Annotated in this window: 18 protein-coding genes; 10 read left to right on the forward strand and 8 right to left on the reverse strand. The window is 74.5% G+C overall.

Annotation, left to right across the window (positions count from 1 at the left end):
- A partial coding sequence (locus tag JZ5iCDA_RS18800) for a hypothetical protein (RefSeq protein WP_069386748.1) occupies positions 1-602 on the forward strand: 602 nt, incomplete at its 5' end.
- Between the two features lie 10 nt (positions 603-612).
- On the opposite strand, the gene glgA is transcribed toward JZ5iCDA_RS18800, so the two are convergent.
- On the reverse strand, positions 613-1,824 hold the full coding sequence (gene glgA, locus JZ5iCDA_RS08290; RefSeq protein WP_069386761.1) for a glycogen synthase: 1,212 nt from the start codon (positions 1,822-1,824) through the stop codon (positions 613-615).
- A 127-nt stretch (positions 1,825-1,951) separates the two neighbouring features.
- On the opposite strand from glgA, the gene glgC reads away from it, so the two are divergent.
- Both glgC and serB read left to right on the forward strand, forming a co-directional pair.
- Positions 1,952-3,193, forward strand: coding sequence for a glucose-1-phosphate adenylyltransferase (gene glgC / locus JZ5iCDA_RS08295; protein ID WP_069386762.1), 1,242 nt, complete (start codon positions 1,952-1,954; stop codon positions 3,191-3,193).
- A gap of 29 nt (positions 3,194-3,222) precedes the next feature.
- On the forward strand, positions 3,223-3,924 hold the full coding sequence (serB, locus tag JZ5iCDA_RS08300) for a phosphoserine phosphatase SerB (protein WP_436967396.1): 702 nt from the start codon (positions 3,223-3,225) through the stop codon (positions 3,922-3,924).
- Here serB and JZ5iCDA_RS08305 read toward each other — a convergent pair.
- From JZ5iCDA_RS08305 to fabG, 3 genes are all read right to left on the reverse strand, one after another.
- Complete coding sequence (locus JZ5iCDA_RS08305) at positions 3,900-4,442, reverse strand: SixA phosphatase family protein (RefSeq protein ID WP_069386749.1); 543 nt, start codon at positions 4,440-4,442, stop codon at positions 3,900-3,902. The genes serB and JZ5iCDA_RS08305 overlap by 25 nt on opposite strands.
- Entirely contained in the window at positions 4,439-5,206 is a 768-nt protein-coding gene (fabI, locus tag JZ5iCDA_RS08310; protein ID WP_069386750.1) for an enoyl-ACP reductase FabI, read from the reverse strand. The genes JZ5iCDA_RS08305 and fabI overlap by 4 nt, the downstream gene beginning before the upstream one ends.
- 109 nt (positions 5,207-5,315) lie before the next feature.
- Entirely contained in the window at positions 5,316-6,041 is a 726-nt protein-coding gene (fabG, locus tag JZ5iCDA_RS08315) for a 3-oxoacyl-ACP reductase FabG (RefSeq protein WP_069386751.1), read from the reverse strand.
- A gap of 129 nt (positions 6,042-6,170) precedes the next feature.
- Here fabG and JZ5iCDA_RS08320 point away from each other — a divergent pair, with 129 nt between their 5' ends.
- Genes JZ5iCDA_RS08320 through JZ5iCDA_RS08330 form a run of 3 tightly spaced genes read left to right on the forward strand, consistent with a single transcriptional unit; the run spans position 6,171 to position 7,791 of the window.
- A complete protein-coding gene (locus tag JZ5iCDA_RS08320; protein WP_069386752.1) occupies positions 6,171-6,527 on the forward strand; it encodes a DUF3099 domain-containing protein in 357 nt (118 codons plus the stop codon).
- Complete coding sequence (locus JZ5iCDA_RS08325; RefSeq protein ID WP_069386753.1) at positions 6,524-6,772, forward strand: hypothetical protein; 249 nt, start codon at positions 6,524-6,526, stop codon at positions 6,770-6,772. The genes JZ5iCDA_RS08320 and JZ5iCDA_RS08325 overlap by 4 nt, the downstream gene beginning before the upstream one ends.
- The gene (locus JZ5iCDA_RS08330) at positions 6,769-7,791 is read left to right on the forward strand and encodes an SURF1 family cytochrome oxidase biogenesis protein (RefSeq protein WP_253182014.1); all 1,023 of its coding nucleotides are present in this window, start codon (positions 6,769-6,771) and stop codon (positions 7,789-7,791) included. The genes JZ5iCDA_RS08325 and JZ5iCDA_RS08330 overlap by 4 nt, the downstream gene beginning before the upstream one ends.
- A 6-nt stretch (positions 7,792-7,797) precedes the next feature.
- Here JZ5iCDA_RS08330 and JZ5iCDA_RS08335 read toward each other — a convergent pair whose 3' ends face one another.
- Positions 7,798-9,396 carry an ABC-F family ATP-binding cassette domain-containing protein gene (locus JZ5iCDA_RS08335; RefSeq protein ID WP_069386754.1) on the reverse strand — a complete coding sequence of 533 codons (1,599 nt, stop codon included), beginning with the start codon at positions 9,394-9,396 and terminating at the stop codon, positions 7,798-7,800.
- Positions 9,397-9,707: 311 nt separating this feature from the next.
- Here JZ5iCDA_RS08335 and JZ5iCDA_RS08340 point away from each other — a divergent pair, with 311 nt between their 5' ends.
- Genes JZ5iCDA_RS08340 through ypfJ form a run of 3 tightly spaced genes read left to right on the forward strand, consistent with a single transcriptional unit; the run spans position 9,708 to position 11,606 of the window.
- Positions 9,708-10,076, forward strand: coding sequence for a hypothetical protein (locus JZ5iCDA_RS08340; protein ID WP_069386755.1), 369 nt, complete (start codon positions 9,708-9,710; stop codon positions 10,074-10,076).
- 3 nt (positions 10,077-10,079) lie between these two features.
- The gene (locus JZ5iCDA_RS08345; protein WP_069386756.1) at positions 10,080-10,649 is read left to right on the forward strand and encodes a hypothetical protein; all 570 of its coding nucleotides are present in this window, start codon (positions 10,080-10,082) and stop codon (positions 10,647-10,649) included.
- Between the two features lie 51 nt (positions 10,650-10,700).
- Positions 10,701-11,606, forward strand: coding sequence for a KPN_02809 family neutral zinc metallopeptidase (gene ypfJ / locus JZ5iCDA_RS08350; protein ID WP_069386757.1), 906 nt, complete (start codon positions 10,701-10,703; stop codon positions 11,604-11,606).
- Between the two features lie 37 nt (positions 11,607-11,643).
- On the opposite strand, the gene JZ5iCDA_RS08355 is transcribed toward ypfJ, so the two are convergent.
- Positions 11,644-12,780, reverse strand: coding sequence for a GNAT family N-acetyltransferase (locus JZ5iCDA_RS08355; protein ID WP_069386758.1), 1,137 nt, complete (start codon positions 12,778-12,780; stop codon positions 11,644-11,646).
- A gap of 113 nt (positions 12,781-12,893) precedes the next feature.
- On the opposite strand from JZ5iCDA_RS08355, the gene metH reads away from it, so the two are divergent.
- On the forward strand, positions 12,894-16,490 hold the full coding sequence (gene metH / locus JZ5iCDA_RS08360; RefSeq protein WP_069386759.1) for a methionine synthase: 3,597 nt from the start codon (positions 12,894-12,896) through the stop codon (positions 16,488-16,490).
- A gap of 100 nt (positions 16,491-16,590) precedes the next feature.
- Here the strand turns inward: metH and JZ5iCDA_RS08365 are convergent, their stop codons facing one another.
- The gene (locus tag JZ5iCDA_RS08365; protein WP_069386760.1) at positions 16,591-17,595 is read right to left on the reverse strand and encodes an NAD-dependent epimerase/dehydratase family protein; all 1,005 of its coding nucleotides are present in this window, start codon (positions 17,593-17,595) and stop codon (positions 16,591-16,593) included.
- On the reverse strand, positions 17,592-18,831 hold a 1,240-nt coding region (locus tag JZ5iCDA_RS08370), incomplete at its 5' end, for an AMP-binding protein (RefSeq protein ID WP_139123026.1). The genes JZ5iCDA_RS08370 and JZ5iCDA_RS08365, both read right to left, overlap by 4 nt.

Here is an 18,831-nt window from a genome sequence, read left to right on the forward strand (position 1 = left end):
GAGCCGTCGCGGCCCTCGCGCCCGTCCCGGGCGACGTCGGCGGCGTGCCGCCCGAGGCCGCGGCCGCCGCGACCGACGTGGGCGAGTGCGTCCTCGTCACGACGCCGGCCGGCTCGTGGGCGCTCGTGCCGGACGTGAGCGAGTTCGGCAGCGAGCTCGAGCCCGGGCACCTCGTCACGTGGCACGTCACCGCGGTCCCGCCGTGGACGACGCGCGTGCTGGGCGCCGCGGGCACGCTGGCCGAGGCCGAGCGCGAGCTGCGGACCGCGCTGGTCGTCGCGACGCAGGCCCTCGACACGCTCGACGTCGCGCGCTGGCGCGAGGACGCGGCCGAGGCGATCGCGGGGCTGCGCTCGGGCGGCGCCCCGGGGTGGCAGCTGCCGCACGACCTCGACCCCCGGGCGGTGCGCGTGCTCGAGCAGGCGGTCCGGCTGCGCGCGATCGTCGACCTCGCGTCCGTCGACGACGGCGGCGCCGTGAACCTGTGGCAGGCGGACCAGCGCTCGACCGCGCTCCGCGAGGTCGACCGGGCGTCCCGCCGCGCGGTCGGCGCCGCCACGCTGTGGGTCGACGACGCGACGGCAGCCGGTCCCCCGGCCTGAGACCCGCCCGCTACGCCCGATCGAGGACCGTCCGGTAGACCTCGAGCGTCCGCTCGCCGATCGCGTCCCACGCGAAGTGCTCCTCGACGCGGCGGCGGGCGGCCACGCCCATCTCGGCGGCGCGCGCCGGGTCCGCCACGACGCGGGTGAGCGCGTCGGCGAGGTCGGCGACGAAGCGGTCCGGGTCGAGGGGCGTGCCGGTACCGTCGTCCGCCTGGTCGATGGGGACCAGCACCCCGGTGACGCCGTCGTCGACGACCTCGGGGATGCCGCCGGTCGCGGTGCCGACGACCGGGAGCCCGACCGCCATGGCCTCGAGGTTGACGATCCCGAGCGGCTCGTAGACCGACGGGCACACGAACACGGTGGAGGCGGCGAGCACCGCCACGAGCTCGGCCCGCGGGAGCATCTGCTCGATCCACACGACGCCCGTGCGCTCGGCCTGGAGCTGCGCGACGGCGCCGCTGACCTCGGCGGCGATCTCCGGGGTGTCGGGCGCACCGGCGCACAGCACGAGCTGGACCTCGGGCGGCAGCGACCGCGCGGCGCGCAGGAGGTAGGGCAGGCCCTTCTGGCGCGTGATGCGCCCGACGAACACGACCGCCGGACGGTCCGGGTCGACGCCGAGCTCGCGGACCACGCGCTCGGCGACGGCGACGTCGGTCTCGCGCTCGGGACGCCGCCACCCGTCGAGGTCGATCCCGTTGTGCACTACGTGCACCTTCGCCGGGTCGACCTGCGGGTAGACCCGCAGGATGTCGTCGCGCATCCCGGCCGACACGGCGATCACGCCCGCGGCGCCCTCGTACGCGGTGCGCTCGGCCCACGACGACAAGGCGTACCCACCGCCGAGCTGCTCTGCCTTCCACGGGCGCAAGGGCTCGAGCGAGTGCGCGGACAGCACGTGCGGCACCCCGTGGAGCAGCCCCGCGAGGTGGCCGCCGAGGTTGGCGTACCACGTGTGCGAGTGCACGAGGTCGGCGCCGGCGACGTCCCCGGCCATCTCGAGGTCGACGCCGAACGTGCCGAGCGCCGCGTTCGCCCGGGCGAGCGCGCCGGGCACCGTGTACCCGGTGACGCCGTCCTCGCCGCGCGGCCCGTCGAAGCAGCGCACGCGCACGTCGACGTGGCGGCGCAGGACGTTCGACAGCTCGGCGACGTGCACGCCGGCCCCGCCGTAGACGTGCGGCGGGTACTCGCGGGTCAGCAGGTCGACTCTCACGCGGCACACGCTAGCCCACCGCGCCGCGCGAGCCACCGGAACCGTGCCGACGACGCCGCTCGGCCGCCCGCGCACCGGCATGCGGGTCGTGCTGCGAGCCCGCCACCCGAGGGACTACGGTTCGGGCATGGCCGCCGCACCTCGAGTCCTCGCCATCGTCCTCGCCGGGGGCGAGGGCAAGCGCCTCATGCCGCTCACGGAGTCGCGGGCGAAGCCGGCCGTGCCGTTCGGCGGCATCTACCGCCTCGTGGACTTCGCGCTGTCGAACCTCGTGAACTCGCACTACCTGAAGATCGTCGTCCTCACGCAGTACAAGTCGCACAGCCTGGACCGGCACATCACGAAGACGTGGCGCATGTCGGCCCTGCTCGGCAACTACGTCGCCCCGGTCCCCGCGCAGCAGCGCGTCGGCAAGCACTGGTACCTCGGCAGCGCGGACGCCATCTACCAGTGCCTCAACATCATCGACGACGAGCGCCCGGACATCGTCGTCGTCGTCGGCGCCGACCACGTCTACCGCATGGACTTCTCCCAGATGGTCGACGCCCACGTCGAGTCCGGTGCGCAGCTCACGGTCGCGGGCATCCGCCAGCCCATCTCCATGGCGGACCAGTTCGGCGTCATCGAGACCGACCCGTCCGACCCCACGCGGATCGCGGCCTTCCGCGAGAAGCCGAAGGACCCGGTCGGCCTGCCGGACTCTCCGCACGAGATCCTCGCCTCGATGGGCAACTACGTCATGGACACCGACGCGCTCGTCGACGCCGTGACGTCGGACGCGGCCGACGTGGACTCCCGCCACGACATGGGCGGCGACATCGTGCCGGCCTTCGTGGAGAAGGGGACGGCCGCGGTCTACGACTTCATCCGCAACGACGTCCCCGGCTCGACGGACCGCGACCGCGACTACTGGCGCGACGTCGGGACCATCGACTCGTACTACGAGGCGAACAAGGACCTCATCGCGGTCACGCCCGTGTTCAACCTCTACAACGAGGAGTGGCCGCTGCACACCGGCTACACGGGCCTGCCGCCGGCGAAGTTCGTGCACGCCGGGCGCGGCCGCCTCGGCCACGCCGCCGACTCGATCGTCTCCCCCGGCGTCATCATCTCCGGTGCGACGGCCGTCGGGTCGGTCCTGTCCCCCGGCGTCTACCTGCACTCGTGGTCGTCGGTCTCCGACTCGGTGCTCATGGACGGCGTGCAGGTCCACCGCCACGCGCAGGTGCACCGGGCGATCATCGACAAGAACGTCGTCATCAAGGAGCAGGCGCGCATCGGCCTCGACCCCGAGCAGGACCGCGCGCGCGGCTTCACGGTGACCGAGAGCGGCATCACCGTCGTGCCGAAGGGGACGGTCGTCGAGTGAGCACGCCGTCGGCCGACGTCGCACCCGACGTGGCACCCTCCGGCGCCGGGCCGTCCGGCCGGCCCGCCCGCCTCCTCGTCATGGACGTCGACTCGACGCTCATCGCGCAGGAGGTCATCGAGCTCCTCGCCGACCACGCCGGCACGCGCGAGCAGGTGGCCGCCGTCACCGAGCGGGCCATGCGCGGCGAGATCGACTTCACCGCCTCGCTGCGCGAGCGCGTCGCCACGCTCGCGGGCGTCCCGGTCGAGGCGTTCGCCGACGTGCGCGCCCGCGCGACGTTCACGGCCGGCGCCCCCGAGCTCGTCGCCGAGGCGCGCCGGCGCGGATGGGAGGTCGGCCTCGTCTCCGGCGGGTTCGAGGAGGTCGTCGCGCCCCTGGCCGCCGAGCTCGGCATCACGCTCTACCGCGCCAACCGCCTCGAGGCGTCCGACGGCCGGCTCACGGGCCGCACCGTCGGACCGGTGGTCGACCGCGCCGCCAAGGCCACCACGCTGCTCGAGTTCGCCGCGCGCCTCGGCGTGCCCCGCGAGGACACCATCGCGGTGGGAGACGGCGCCAACGACCTCGACATGATCGCCGCCGCCGGGATCGGCATCGCCTTCGCGGCCAAGCCGCTCGTGCGCGAGCAGGCGCCCTACACGGTCGACGGTCCGCGGCTCGACGCGGTGCTCGACGTCGTGGACGGCGCGGACGCCGCACGGCGTCAGGCCGGAGGACGCCCCACGTAGGTCAGGAGCGCGCCGCGCGCTCCCCACTCCTGCCAGGCCGCCGCGGACTCCAGCACGCTGTACGTCGCGGTCGGCACCCCGACCTGCACCTGGGCGAGCGCCCCGCCGTCGGACGCCGGGTCCGCGAGGAACGACGCGGTCGCGGCCATGGTCGGCTCGTGCCCGACCACGAGGAGCGTGCGCACGCGCGCGTCCGTCGCCCGGACGTGCCCCAGCACGTCGTCGACGTCCGCGGCGTACAGCGCGTCGCTGACCGTGACCTCGGGCTCGACGTCGCCGAGGTGCGCCGCCAGCAGCTCCCACGTCTGGCGGGTGCGCAGCGCGGACGAGCACAGGACACGCTCCGGCACGAGGCCGCTCTCGCGCAGCGCCGTGCCGACCCGGCCGGCCTGGCGCCGCCCGTCGAGCCGCAGCGGGCGCAGGACGTCGTCGACGGCCCCCGCCCGCTCGGCCTTGGCGTGGCGCAGCAGGACGAGGCGGCGCACCGCCCCGTCCGTGCCGTGCGTCGCGTCAGTCACTGACCCATGGCGTGCACGCCGCCGTCGACGTGCACGATCTCACCGGTGGTGGCCGGGAACCAGTCCGAGAGCAGCGCGACGACGGCGCGCGCGGCGGGCTCGGCCGTCGTCTGGTCCCAGCCGAGCGGGGCGCGGCGCGGCCACGCGTCCTCCATCGTCTCGAAGCCGGGGATCGACTTCGCGGCGGTCGTGCGGATCGGGCCCGCGGAGACGAGGTTGGCGCGGATGCCGTCGGGGCCGAGGTCGCGGGCGAGGTACCGGTTCGCCGACTCGAGGCCCGCCTTCGCGACGCCCATCCAGTCGTACACCGGCCACGCGAACTGCGCGTCGAACGTGAGCCCGACGAGCGCGCCGCCGTTCGTCATGAGGGGCTTGGCCGCCGTCGCGAGCGACTTGTAGGAGAACGTGGAGACCTGGAGCGCCGTCGCGACGTCCTCCCACGAGGCCGACAGGAAGTTGCCGCCCATGACGGACTGCGGCGCGAAGCCGATGGAGTGCACGACGCCGTCGAGCGAGTCGACGTGCTCGCGGACGTTGTCGGCCAGGTCCGCGAGGTCCTGGTCGTCGGTCACGTCGAGCTGCACCACGGGCGCCTCGGTGGGCAGCCGCTTGGCGAACGCCTGCGTGAGCTTCATCTGCCGGCCGAACGAGGACAGCACCACCTGGGCCCCCTCCTCCTGGGCGAGCCGCGCCGCGTGGAACGCGATCGAGGAGTCCGTGAGGACCCCGGTCACCAGGAGCTTCTTGCCGTCGAGCAGACCCATCGGTTTCCTTCCGTCGTGCGCCCGGTCGGCGGGCGCGCTGGGGCGAGCGTACTGAAGAACGTGCGGGGAGAGAGGTGGGCGGCCGGGCCGCGGGACCGTGGAGACCCGCTCAGTGCCCCATGCCGAGGCCGCCGTCGACCGGGATCACGGCGCCGGAGACGTACGCCGCGGCGTCGGACGCGAGGAACTGCACCACGCCGGCGACCTCCTCGGGCCGGGCGAACCGGCCCGCCGGGATCTGCGCCTTGTAGGCGTCCTGGCGCTCCTGCGGCAGTGCCGCGGTCATCGCCGTGTCGATGAATCCCGGCGCCACGACGTTCGCCGTGATGCCGCGCGAGCCGAGCTCGCGCGTGATCGAGCGCGCCATCCCCACGAGCGCGGCCTTGGAGGAGCCGTAGTTGACCTGGCCCGCGCCCCCGTACAGCCCGATGACGGAGGAGACGAGGACGATGCGGCCGTGGCGCTGCCGGATCATGCCCTTCGTCACACGGCGCACGCAGCGGAAGGTGCCCGTGAGGTTGACGTCGATCACGGACTCGAAGTCCTCGTCCGTCATGCGCAGCAGGAGCTGGTCGCGCGTCACGCCCGCGTTCGCCACGAGGACCTCGACGGGGCCGAGCTCGTCCTCGATCTCGGTGAAGGCCGCGTCGACCGCGGCCGTGTCCGTGATGTCGGCGACGGCGCCGAGGACGCCGTCGGGCAGGTCACCGCCGCGGTACACCGTGGCGACGCGGTCGCCGTTGGCCACGAACCGCTCGGCGACGGCGCGTCCGATCCCCCGGGCTGCGCCGGTGACGACGACGGTGCGCGGGGCGGCTGCGGTGGCTTCGGACACGTGGGCTCCTCGGTGGGACGAGTGGGGGGTCGTGCCGAACCTACCCTGCGCCCGCGCCGCGGTGCGCGCACGGACCGTCACACCTGCGCCGGACCGTTTGTCGGGTCCGCACAAACGTAGACTGGGCGGGTGAGCAGACGACGCGCCGGAGGACGCTCGGACGAACCCGTCCCGAGCATCACGTCCGCGCCCGAGCCGCTGGCGGACGACCAGGCGCGCCGCACGCGCAGGTACCTCGTCCAGATGGGGATCCGCGTCGTGTGCTTCCTCGGGGCGATCGCGGTCTACGCCTGGTTGCCGTGGCTCACGCTGGTCCTCGCCGTCGCGGCGGTCGTCCTGCCGTACAGCGCCGTCCTGTTCGCGAACGCCGGGCGTGACCAGGCTCACTACGACACCTCCCCGATGGAGCACCCGCAGCTCCCGCCCGGCCGCGCCCCGGGCGCGCAGGGCCTCGGCCCCGGGGACCGACCCGAGGAGGACCGGTGACGGACGTGCTGGGCATCGCCGACCCCGTCGGCGACGACGATCTCGTGTGCAGCGCGAAGGGCTGCCGCGCGGCGGCGGCGTGGGGCCTGCTGTGGAACAACCCGAAGATCCACACGCCCGAGCGCCGCAAGGTGTGGCTCGCGTGCGACGAGCACCGCGCGCACCTCGAGACGTTCCTCGGCGCGCGCTCGTTCTGGCGCACGACGGTCCCGGTCGACGAGCTCGAGCGCCAGGCGGCGCCGTGACGCAGGCGCCCGTCCCCGCGACGCAGAGCCCGCCGACGCAGAGCCCGCCGCCGCGGGTGCCGACGCCGGAGCGCACCACCGCGGACGCCCACCAACCGCGCACGCCCCGCGAGTGGGCGACGCTCGCCGTCGGGGTCGTCCTGCTCGTCGCGCTGTGCCTCGTGGCCGCGCGGTGGCAGTGGAACCGCTACGTGGACCGCGAGGCGGAGATCCAGCGCATCGAGGCCAACTACGCGGCCGCGCCGGTCCCGGTGGACGAGGTGCTCCCGGAGCCCGGTGCCGACCTCGGGCCCGCCGACGTGTGGCGACCCGTGACGCTCGAGGGCCGGTACGCCACGGAGTCGACCGTGCTGCTGCGCAACCGTCCCGTCGGCGGGAGCCCGGGGTTCCACGTCCTCGTGCCGTTCGTCACCGAGCCGACGACGACGGCGCCCGACGGCCTCGTCGTCGTCGTGGACCGCGGCTTCGTGCCGCTCGGCACCGACGCCGTGACGCCGGGCGACGTGCCCGCCGCGCCCGAGGGCACCGTGGAGGCGACGGTCACGCTGCGGGCGGACGAGCCGGCGTCCGACCGGGAGGCACCCCCGGGGCAGGTCCAGGCGATCGCCACGGCCCAGGTGCTCGACGCCGGGCCCGAGGGCGGCGACTGGGCCGCGGGGCGCACCGTGGGCGCGTACGGCCAGCTGCGGTCCGAGGACCCGGCGCCCGCGCAGCCGCTCCGGGCGCTGCCGAAGCCGGACACCGACCCGGGGTCGCACCTGTCCTACGCGTTCCAGTGGGGCGTGTTCGCGCTCGGCGCGGTCGTCGGGTTCTGGCTGCTGGTCCGCCGCGACCGCCGCGACGCCCGCGGCGAGGACGGGACGCTCACGGCGGGCGACCTCCTCGCCGAGCACGACCCGGAGGCCCCGCGGCCCCGCCGCGAGCCGCGCAACCGGCGCCCCACCGCGGAGGACGAGGAGGACGCGCTCATCGACGCCCAGCTCGGCCCCGGCCCGGACGGGCGCGACGGCGCGCGCTGACCCGGCTCAGGCGAGGGAGACGAGCTCCGCGTAGTCGTCGCTCCACAGGTCCTCGTCGCCGTCCGGCAGGAGCAGCACGCGCTCGGGCTCGAGCGCCTCCACCGCGCCGTCGTCGTGCGTGACCATGACGACGGCACCCTCGTACGTCTTGAGCGCCCCGAGGATCTCGGCGCGCGACGCGGGATCGAGGTTGTTCGTCGGCTCGTCGAGCAGCAGGACGTTCGCCGAGGACACGACGAGCGTCGCGAGCGCGAGGCGCGTCTTCTCCCCGCCCGACAGCACGCGCACCGGCTTCTCGGCGTCGTCCCCGGAGAACAGGAACGAGCCGAGCACCGAGCGCACCTGGGTGTCCGTGAGGTCCGGCGCCGCGTGGCGCAGGTTCTCCACGACGGTCGCGTCCATGTCGAGCGTCTCGTGCTCCTGGGCGTAGTAGCCCAGCTTGAGCCCGTGGCCGGCGTGCACCTCGCCCGTGTCGGGCTGCTCGACGCCGCCGAGGATGCGCAGCAGCGTCGTCTTGCCGGCACCGTTGAGCCCGAGCACGACGACCCTGCTCCCCCGGTCGATCGCGAGGTCGACCCCGGCGAAGACCTCCTGCGAGCCGTACGCCTTCGACAGCCCGCTCGCGGTGAGGGGCGTGCGCCCGCACGGCGCGGGCGTGGGGAACCGCAGCTTCGCCACGCGGTCGCTCCGCCGCTCGCCCTCGACGCCGGACATCATGCGCTCGGCGCGCCGCATCATGTTCTGCGCGGCGACGGCCTTGGTGGCCTTGGCGCGCATCTTCTCGGCCTGCGCGAGCAGCGCGCCCGCCTTCTTCTCGGCGTTCTGCCGCTCGCGGCGACGACGGCGCTCGTCCGTCTCGCGCTGCTCGAGGTAGGCGTCCCAGCCGAGGTTGTACTGGTCCAGCTCGCCCCGGTTGGCGTCCAGGTGGAACACCTTGTTCACCGTGGCGCGCAGCAGCTCGACGTCGTGGGAGATCACCACGAAGCCGCCCGAGTACGCCTTGAGGTAGTCGCGCAGCCAGATGATCGAGTCGGCGTCGAGGTGGTTCGTCGGCTCGTCGAGCAGCAGCGTCTCGACGCCGGAGAACAGGATGCGGGCGAGCTCGATGCGCCGTCGCTGACCGCCCGAGAGCGTGCCGAGCGGCTGGGCGAGGACACGGTCGTCGAGGCCGAGGTTGCTCGTGATGCGGTGCGCCTCGCTCTCCGCGGCGTAGCCGCCCGCGGCGAGGAAGCGCGCCTCGAGCTTCGGGTACCGGGCCATCGCGGCCTCGTGCGTCTCGGGGTCCGCGCTCGCCATCGCCCCCTCGGTCTCGCGCATCTGGCGCACGATCTTGTCGAGGTCGCGCGCCGAGAGCACGCGGTCGAGCGCGACGACGTCGAGGTCGCCCGTGCGCGGGTCCTGCGGCAGGTAGCCGATCTCGCCGCCGCGCGTGATCTTCCCCGCCGTGGGCTGGGTCTCCCCCGCCAGGGTCTTGGTGAGCGTCGTCTTGCCGGCGCCGTTGCGCCCGACGAGGCCGATCCGGTCGCCGGCAGCGATCTGGAACGTGGCCTCGTGCAGCAGGACGCGGGCTCCGACGCGCAGCTCGACGGCGTGGGCGGTGATCACGGAAGGGTCCTCTCCGGTGGTGCGGGGACGCCCGACGCGGCCGGACCTGCTCCCGTGGTGTGCGCCACGTCGGTCCCGGGCCCGCGCGGGCTCGACGACGATCCTACGGGTGCGGCCGTCCGGGCGGGGCGCGCGCCCGTCGACCGGCTGAACAGGAACGTCACGGCTTCACCCTCGTGAATGCACGCACAAATGTCACCGGAAGGGGACTCGCCGACGGCCGTCGAATCGGTTCCGGGCACCTTTCTTGCCCTCGGAGGGGACGTGATACGGTCCCGACGACCCCCGCCGGAAACTCGGAAAGGAAAACCATGAGCACTGCCGACGAGGCGCTCAGCAAGATCCTCGAGCTCGACGGCGCGATGGCCGTCGCCGTCGTCGACTACGGCAGCGGGCTCGCCCTGGTCCAGAAGCAGCTCGTGCCGTTCGACCTCGAGCTGGCGGCCGCCGCGAACACCGAGGTGATCCGCGCGAAGCTCCGGGCGATCGAGCAGCTCGGCCTCAACGACCAGATCGAGGACATCCTCATCACCCTGGGCGGCCAGTACCACCTGATCCGCCTCTCGCAGCGCGACACCCTGCGCGGCACCTTCACGTACCTCGTGCTCGAGCGCGGCCGGGCCAATCTCGCGCTCGCGCGCCGCGGCCTCGCCACCCTCGACGAGACGATCACGCTCTGACGCATGCCTGCCAGCCCACCCCGCAGCGCCCCGGCACCGGCCGGCGCGCGCAGCGTGCGCGACGTCCTCGAGCGCATCGACGACGCGCTCGAGAACGTCGCGCACGTCCTGGCCCTGGGACCCGGGGGTGAGCCGATCGGCAGCTCCGGGGTCGACGCCGCGGGGATCGTCGCGCTCGCCCGCACGATCGCCGCGGCCCTGTCGGCGGGCCCGGAAATCCCCGGCGACTCCGCGCGGTGCATTCTCAACACGTCGGAGAACTGCGTCTTCGTCTATCGCCTCGGAAAAGACCTCTCGGTCATTCTCGTCGGCCCTTCCGACTGGAACATCGCACTGACCGGACGACGCACCGAACAATTGCTCGTCGAATTCGTCGACGCCTATCTCGAGGAAATGTCCGCCAATGCCGGCGGGGACGCCTCGGGCGCACTGCCGCGCCGTGAGCTCGTCGCCGACGACGACGTCGCGCCGCCCGCCCCGACGAGCCGCCGCGAGCGCCGGTCGCGCGCCGGAGGCGCTGTCGCCGACCACGCGCTGCTCGCGCGGGTGCTCAAGGCGCTCGTCGACCTCTGACCGCGGCCCGCTCCCCAGGTGAGCCACCGCCCTCGGCGCTAGCGTGAGGCGGTGTCGTTCCAGGAGGGCGGCTCGTTCGAGGGCGGGCGCGTGCGCAAGGCAGGCGGCCTGGGCCGCGGACCGCTGATCGCGGGCGGCGGCATCGGCGCCGTGCTGGTGGCGCTCGCCGTCGCGTTCCTCAGCGGCCAGACCGGCATCGACCTCAGCGGGCTCACCGGCGGCGGGGCCTCGGACCCCGGGGCGCTCGGCGAGGGCCAGGCCGAGTACGTCGACGAGTGCACCGCCGAGCAGGCGAACACGACGCGCGAGTGCCGGCTCAACGCCACGGTGCAGGCCCTCGACGCCTACTGGGCCGAGGCGCTCCCCGAGCAGGCGTCGGTCGAGTACGTCGAGCCCGGTGTCGTCAGCTTCGCTGGACAGGTGTCCACCGGGTGCGGCGCCGCGACGAGCGCCGTCGGACCGTTCTACTGTCCAGTCGACCGGTCGGTCTACATCGACCTCGGCTTCTACGACGACCTCACGTCCCGGTTCGGGAGCAGCGGCGGCAGCCTCGCGGAGATGTACGTCGTCGCGCACGAGTTCGGCCACCACGTCGAGCAGCAGATCGGCGCCATGGACGCCGCCGACCGCGGCGCGACGGGCCCGGAGTCGGACTCGGTGCGGATCGAGCTCATGGCGGACTGCCTCGCGGGCATGTGGGCCGGTCACGCCGCGAGCACCGTGGACCCCGACACCGGTGTCACGTTCCTCGAGGACATCACGCCCGCCGAGCTCGCGGACGCGCTGTCGGCCGCGTCCGCCGTCGGGGACGACCGCATCCAGGAGTCCGCGACCGGCCAGGTGAACCCCGAGGCGTGGACGCACGGGTCGAGCGAGCAGCGGCAGCGATGGTTCACGATCGGCTACGAGGGCGGCTCGCTGCGGGACTGCGACGCGCTGAGCGCCCCGACCCTCTGACCGCGCCTCCTCCGACCGCGCTGCGCGGCGCGCCGCCTCAGAGCTCGATCGAGTACATCCGCGAGCCCGACACCTTCTCGTACCCGAGGCTCGCGTACAGGCCGTGCGCGCCGGACGGGTTCTCGGTGTCGACGTCGAGCGCGGCGTACTGCATGCCGTCGGCCGCGAACGCGCGCATCCCCGCCGCGAGCGCCGCGACGGCGACGCGGCGCCCGCGGTAGGCGCGGCGCACGCCGAGCAGCTCGGTGTACCCGAACGAGTACCCGCGAACGGGGAAGTCCTCGTCGAAGCGGCCGGCGAGCTCGTAGCCGACGACGAGGGGCTCGCCGGCGCGCAGCGCGGCGGCGGTCTCGGGGTCGGTGTGCGGGTCGGCGAGCAGGGCGTCGACGTCCGGGGCGTCGTCGACGACGAGGAACGACCACTGCGGCGCGAACTCGCTGCGCCCGTGTGTCCACGCCTCGCGCGAGCGGGGCTCGCTCCCCCAGTGGTCACGGAACGCGTCGTTGTGGGCCAGCCGCGCGGGCTCGTCCAGCTCGGCCGACCACGGCACGACGCGCAGGGAGCCGTCGAGCGCGACGTCGGGCACGGGCTGCGCGAGGTCGCGGCGCAGGTCGGAGTAGAAGCGGCGCGCGACGAAGCCGAACCGCTCGTACAGGTGGGTCTTCGTCTCGGGGTCGGTGTCCTCGGAGTACACGGCCATGCGGGCGGGGATCTCCTTGCCGCTGGCGGCGAGCAGCTGGCGCGCGCGCCCGATCTCCCACGCGAGGAGCTCGCGTCCGATGCCCCGCCCGCGGTGCGACGGGTGGACGCCGCCCCACAGGAACGTGCGCACGGTCGTCACGTCGCCGGGCGCGGTGTCGACGAGGGCCCACGCGCGCAGCGTCCCGTCCGCGTCGACGCCGATGAGCGAGTCCGTCTCGACCGTGCGCCAGCCCGCGGTGAAGAGGTCCTGCACCTCGGCGAGCGTCTCCCGGTAGGGCTCGCGGTCGGCCTCGGCGATCTCGTTCTTCAGGGTGAGCAGCGCGGGCGCGTCGTCCGCCGTCGCCGGCCGCCAGGTGAGGTCGCCCGCGGTAACGGGCGGCAGGGTCGCCGGTGCGGCGGCGCGCTCCGCGATCGGGGCGAGCGTGGTGGCGGGCGCGGGCGCGGCCGGGTCGGCCGGGAGGGAGGCGGGCATGGGGACCACGCTAGGGGACCGTCCGGCGTCGGGCACACGCATTTCCGCGAGCGCCGTGACCGACCCGAGAGACGGCTCGGCCGGGCGCGTCGTCGGCGATCTACGCTGCCCCCATGCCCACCGCCGCTCCCCCGGACCTCGCCGACGCCCGCTCCCGGGCCCTCGCCGAGGCGCTGCGCACGCGCGTGGTCGTCGCCGACGGCGCGATGGGCACGATGATCCAGGCGCAGGACCCGTCGCTGGAGGACTACCAGGGCCTCGAGGGCTGCAACGAGATCCTCAACGTCTCCCGGCCGGACATCATCGCCGCGGTGCACGACGCCTACCTCGAGGTCGGCGTCGACGCGATCGAGACGAACACGTTCGGCGCGAACTGGTCGAACCTGTCCGACTACGGCATCGACGACCGCATCCGCGAGCTCGCGGCGGCGGGCGCGCGGATCGCGCGGGAGCGGGCCGACGCGTTCACGACCCCCGACCACCCGCGCTGGGTGCTCGGCTCGATGGGCCCGGGCACGAAGCTGCCGAGCCTCGGGCACACCACGTACGCCCACCTGCGCGACACGTTCGCGGAGCAGGCCGCCGGGCTGCTCGACGGCGGCGCGGACGCGCTCCTCGTGGAGACGAGCCAGGACCTGCTCCAGACGAAGGCGGCGGTGAACGGGTCGCGCGCGGCGATGCGCACGGTGGGGCGCTCCGTCCCGGTGATCGCGCAGGTGACCGTGGAGACCACCGGGACCATGCTCATGGGCTCCGAGATCGGCGCGGCGCTCACGACGCTCCAGGCGCTCGGCGTCGACGCGATCGGGCTGAACTGCGCGACCGGGCCGGCCGAGATGAGCGAGCACCTGCGCCACCTGTCGCGCCACGCGGAGATCCCCGTGACGTGCATGCCCAACGCAGGGCTACCGGTGCTGGGCCCGGACGGCGCCACGTACCCGCTCACGCCGGACGAGCTCGCCGCGGCGCACACGCAGTTCGTCACCGAGTTCGGGCTCGGGCTCGTGGGCGGCTGCTGCGGGACGACGCCCGAGCACCTGCGGCGCGTCGTCGAGGCGGTGCGCGCGCGGCCCGTGGCCGAGCGGCACCCGCAGCGGGAGAACGGGGTCGCGAGCCTGTACTCCCACACGGACCTGCGCCAGGACACGTCGTTCCTCGCGATCGGCGAGCGCACGAACGCGAACGGGTCGAAGGCGTTCCGTGAGGCGATGCTCGCGGAGAGCTGGGACGAGTGCGTCGAGATCGCGCGCGCCCAGACGCGCGACGGCGCGCACCTGCTCGACGTGTGCGTCGACTACGTGGGTCGCGACGGCGTCGCGGACGTGCGCGAGGTCGTCTCGCGCCTCGCGTCGGCGTCGACGCTGCCGCTCGTCATCGACTCGACCGAGCCCGACGTCATCGCGGCGGGACTCGAGCTGGTCGGCGGGCGCGCCGTCGTGAACTCGGTGAACTTCGAGGACGGCGACGGCCCGACGTCGCGGTTCGCCCGGATCATGCCGCACGTCGTCGAGCACGGCGCCGCCGTCGTCGCGCTGACGATCGACGAGGAGGGGCAGGCGCGCACCGCGGAGACGAAGGTCGCGATCGCGACGCGCCTCGTCGAGACGCTCACGCGCGACTGGGGCCTGCGGGTCGACGACATCATCGTCGACGCGCTGACGTTCCCCATCGCCACGGGCCAGGAGGAGACCCGGCGCGACGCCATCGAGACGATCGAGGCGATCCGCGAGATCACGCGCCGCTACCCCGGCATCCACACCACGCTCGGGGTGTCCAACGTGTCGTTCGGCCTCAACCCCGCCGCGCGCACCGTGCTCAACTCCGTCTTCCTCCACGAGGCGGTCGCGGCCGGGCTGGACTCCGCGATCGTGCACGCGGCGAAGATCCTGCCGCTCGCCCAGATCCCCGACGAGCAGCGCGAGGCGGCGCTCGACCTCGTGTGGGACCGGCGCCGGTACGACGACGCGGGCAACCTCGTGCACGACCCGCTCGCCCGGCTGCTCGAGCTGTTCGAGGGCGTGGACTCCGCCGCCCTCAAGGACGCGCGCGCCGCCGAGCTCGCCGCGCTCCCGATCGGCGAGCGCCTCGAGCGGCGCATCGTCGACGGCGCGCGCAAGGGGCTCGAGGAGGACCTCGACGCCGCGCTCGCCAATGGCATGAAGGCCCTCGACATCGTCAACGAGCACCTGCTCGAGGGCATGAAGGTCGTGGGCGACCTGTTCGGCCGCGGCGAGATGCAGCTCCCGTTCGTCCTGCAGTCCGCCGAGACGATGAAGACGGCCGTCGCCTACCTCGAGCCGCACATGGAACGCGCCGAGGGCGCCGACACGGGCAGCAAGGGCACGATCGTCCTCGCGACCGTGCGCGGCGACGTGCACGACATCGGCAAGAACCTCGTCGACATCATCCTCACGAACAACGGCTACACGGTCGTCAACATCGGCATCAAGCAGCCGATCGGCGCGATGATCGAGGCGGCCGAGCAGCACGACGCCGACGTCATCGGCATGTCCGGGCTGCTCGTGAAGTCGACGGTGGTCATGAAGGAGAACCTCGAGGAGCTCGCGTCGCGCGGCCTCGCCGGGCGCTGGCCCGTGCTCCTCGGGGGCGCGGCGCTCACGCGGACGTACGTCGAGGACGACCTCGCCGGCCAGTTCCCGGGCGTCGTCCGGTACGCGCGCGACGCGTTCGAGGGCCTGCGGCTCATGGAGCCGCTGGTCCGCGTCGCGCGGGGCGAGTCGCCCGACGCCGTCGGGCTGCCCGCGCTGAAGAAGCGCCGCCACGCCGTGGTCACCGTGACGGAGACGCCGGTCGAGGACCTGCCCGCGCGGTCCGACGTCGCCGCCGACAACCCCGTGCCGACCCCGCCGTTCTGGGGCACGCGGCTCGTCAAGGGTCTTCAGCTGTCCGAGTACGCGGCGTTCCTCGACGAGCGCGCGACGTTCATGGGCCAGTGGGGTCTCAAGCCCGGGCGCGGGGAGTCCGGCGCGTCGTACGAGGAGCTCGTCGAGACCGAGGGCCGGCCGCGGCTCAACGCGTGGCTCGACCGGATCCGCACGGAGGGCGTCGTGGACCCCTCGGTCGTGTACGGGTACTTCCCCGTGTGGTCGGAGGGCGACGACGTCGTCGTCGCGCACCACGGCGCCGGGCTCGCCGGCATCGGGGCGCCCGACGGCGGGTCGGGCGGCGAGCCCGGGACCGAGCGCCTGCGCTTCACGTTCCCGCGCCAGCGACGCGACCGGCACCTGTGCCTCGCCGACTTCGTGCGGCCGCGGTCGTGGGTCGAGGAGACCGGCCGGTACGACGTCCTGCCCGTCCAGCTCGTGACCATGGGCGCGAGCGTCGACCAGCACACCGCGAGGCTCTTCGCCGGGAACCACTACCGCGAGTACATGGAGCTCCACGGGCTCTCGGTCCAGCTCACCGAGGCGCTCGCCGAGATGTGGCACGCGCGCGTGCGCGCCGAGCTCGGGTTCGCCGACGAGGACCCGGACTCCGCGGAGGGCATGTTCAAGCTCGAGTACCGCGGCGCGCGCTTCTCGCTCGGGTATCCCGCGTGCCCGGACATGGAGGACCGCCGCAAGGTCGTGGAGCTGCTGCGCCCTGAGCGCGTCGGGGTCGAGCTCTCCGCCGAGCTGCAGCTGCACCCCGAGCAGTCGACCGACGCGTTCGTGCTCCACCACCCCGAGGCGAAGTACTTCTCCGTCTGAGCTCCCCGGGGGCACGGTGCCGGGTCCGCAGTCGTCCGTGCGGGTCACGGGCGCGTGCGGGTCACGGGCGCGTTCAGGTCACGGGCGCCATGGACCGGCGTCAGGCGGCCGTGCCGCCGTAGTGCGCGGCCAGGCGCCGCAGCCCCTCGTCGACGCTCACGGCGGGCCGCCAGCGCAGGTCACGGCGCGTGGCCCGCTGGTCGAACCAGTGCGCGGTCGACAGCTGCTCGGCGAGGAAGCGCGTCATCGGCGGCTCGTCGGCGCCCGGGCGCACGCGCCACACGGCCTCTACCAGGCTGCCCGCGGCTCGCGCGACCCCGGCCGGCACGCGCCACCGCGGCGGCTCGACGCCGCCCGCGCGGCAGATGCCCGCGAGCAGGTCGGCGACGGTGCGCGGCTCGCCGTTGGTCAGGACGTACGCGCGGCCGTGCACGTCGTGGGCGCGGTCGAGCGCGGCGAGGATGCCGTCCGCAGCGTTGTCCACGTAGAGCGTGTCGATGAGCGCCGCACCGTGCCCCAGCAGGGGCAGGCGCCCGCCCGCCGCCCGCTCGAGCACCCGCTCGACCAGCTGGGTGTCGCCCGGCCCCCAGACGATGTGCGGGCGCACGGCGACGACGCTCGGCCCGGTCCCACCCGACCCGTCCGGTCGGCGACGGCGGTCGCGGTCCAGGGCGAGCAGCTCGGCCGCCGCCTTCGTGCGCGCGTACTCGCCGCGAGCGTGCCGGGGGTCGGCCGGTGTCGTGCCCGCCCCGACCAGGGACGAGCCCAGGTGGGCGACGGAGGGCGAGGACACCTGCACGAACCGCTCGACCCCGGCGCGCTCGGCCGCGTCGAGGAGCGCTCGGGTGCCCTCGACGTTCACGGCGTGAAACTCCGCGGGCTCACCCGCGAGCGACACCTTGGCCGCGAGGTGCACGACCGCGTCGACCCCCTCGACGGCACGCGCGACGGTCGCCGGGTCGGTCACCGACCCCTGGACGTCCTCCACGCCCGGCACGCCGGAAGGGCGGCGCTGGAGCGTGCGGACCTCGTCGCCGCGGGCCACGAGCGCCAGGGCGACGGCGCCTCCGAGCAGACCCGACGCCCCGGTCACGAGCACGGTCACGGCCGCCCCACCCGCCCGCCGGCGAGGACGCCGTCCGCCCAGGCGGCGAGGCGCGCCCGGTCGATCTTCGAGTTGTGCCGCACGTCGGTGGGCATGCGCGGCACCACGAGCACGGCCGCGAGCGGCACGGGCGACGCGGCGCGCACGGCGGCGGTGAGCGCCTCGGGTGCCAGCCCGGGGCGCCGGACGCCGGGCACGGTCTCGACCACCGCGACCACCTGCTGCAGCCCCGCGGGTCCGACGCCGACGACGGCGGCCCGCCGCACCTGCGCCACCCGCTCCACGTGCTGCTCCGGCCCCACGGGGGCCATCGGTCCGTCGGCGGTGCGGAGCACGTGCCCGAGCCGCCCCTCGATCCACAGGCGGCCCTGCGCGTCGAGGTGTCCGACGTCGCCGGTGCGGTGCCAGCGCCCGGGCGGGGTGTCGCGCTCGGCGGCCTGGTCGGTGAGCCACAGCCGGTCGTAGCGCTCCTTGAGGTGTCCGGCCCGCACGAGGACCTCGCCGAGCACGCCGGGCGTCGCCGACGGCGCGCCGATCGCGGCGCCGTCGTCGTCGAGCGCGCTGACGAGCACCTCCGCCCCGGGCACGGGGCGGCCCACGCACACGCCCGCGTCGGGGGCCGCGGCGGCGTCGCGGATGCCGTCGAGCGTGACGTCGGTGACGAGCAGGCACTCCGTCATCCCGTACGGGGTGTGCGCCGTGGCCGCGGGCATGAGGTCGGCGGCCGAGCCGAGCAGCTCGGCCGAGATCGGCGCGCCCGTGGAGAGGAACGTGCGCACGCGCTCGAGGGCGTCGCGGTCGGCGGCGTCGAGCGCGTCGGCGGTCGCGACCACGTTGAGGATCGCGGCGGGCGAGAGGAACACGATGCGGGCGTCCGACGCGCGCACGGCGTCGGCGACGGCCCGGGCGGTGAGCGTGCGCGGCGAGGAGACGTCCATGCTCGGCGTCACCGACCGGGTGCCGAGCGCGGGCCCGAGCAGCGCGAACGGGGCGAAGCCCGTGACGAGCCCGGTGTCGGGACCGACGTCGAAGTGCTCGGCGAGCGTGTCCTGCAGCGCGGAGAGGCGGGCGTGCGAGTACACGACGCCCTTGGCCGGGCCCGTCGACCCGGAGGTGAAGAGGACGGCGGCCTCGTCGTCGGGGCCGGGCTCGGGCGGCAGCGCGGCGCCCTCCCCCGCGCGCGCGACGTCGACGAGCTCGTGCGCCACGCCCAGCGCCCGCCGGACCGCGGGCGCG

It is taken from the genome of Cellulosimicrobium cellulans (genome assembly GCF_001722485.1).
Taxonomy (GTDB): domain Bacteria; phylum Actinomycetota; class Actinomycetes; order Actinomycetales; family Cellulomonadaceae; genus Cellulosimicrobium; species Cellulosimicrobium cellulans_A.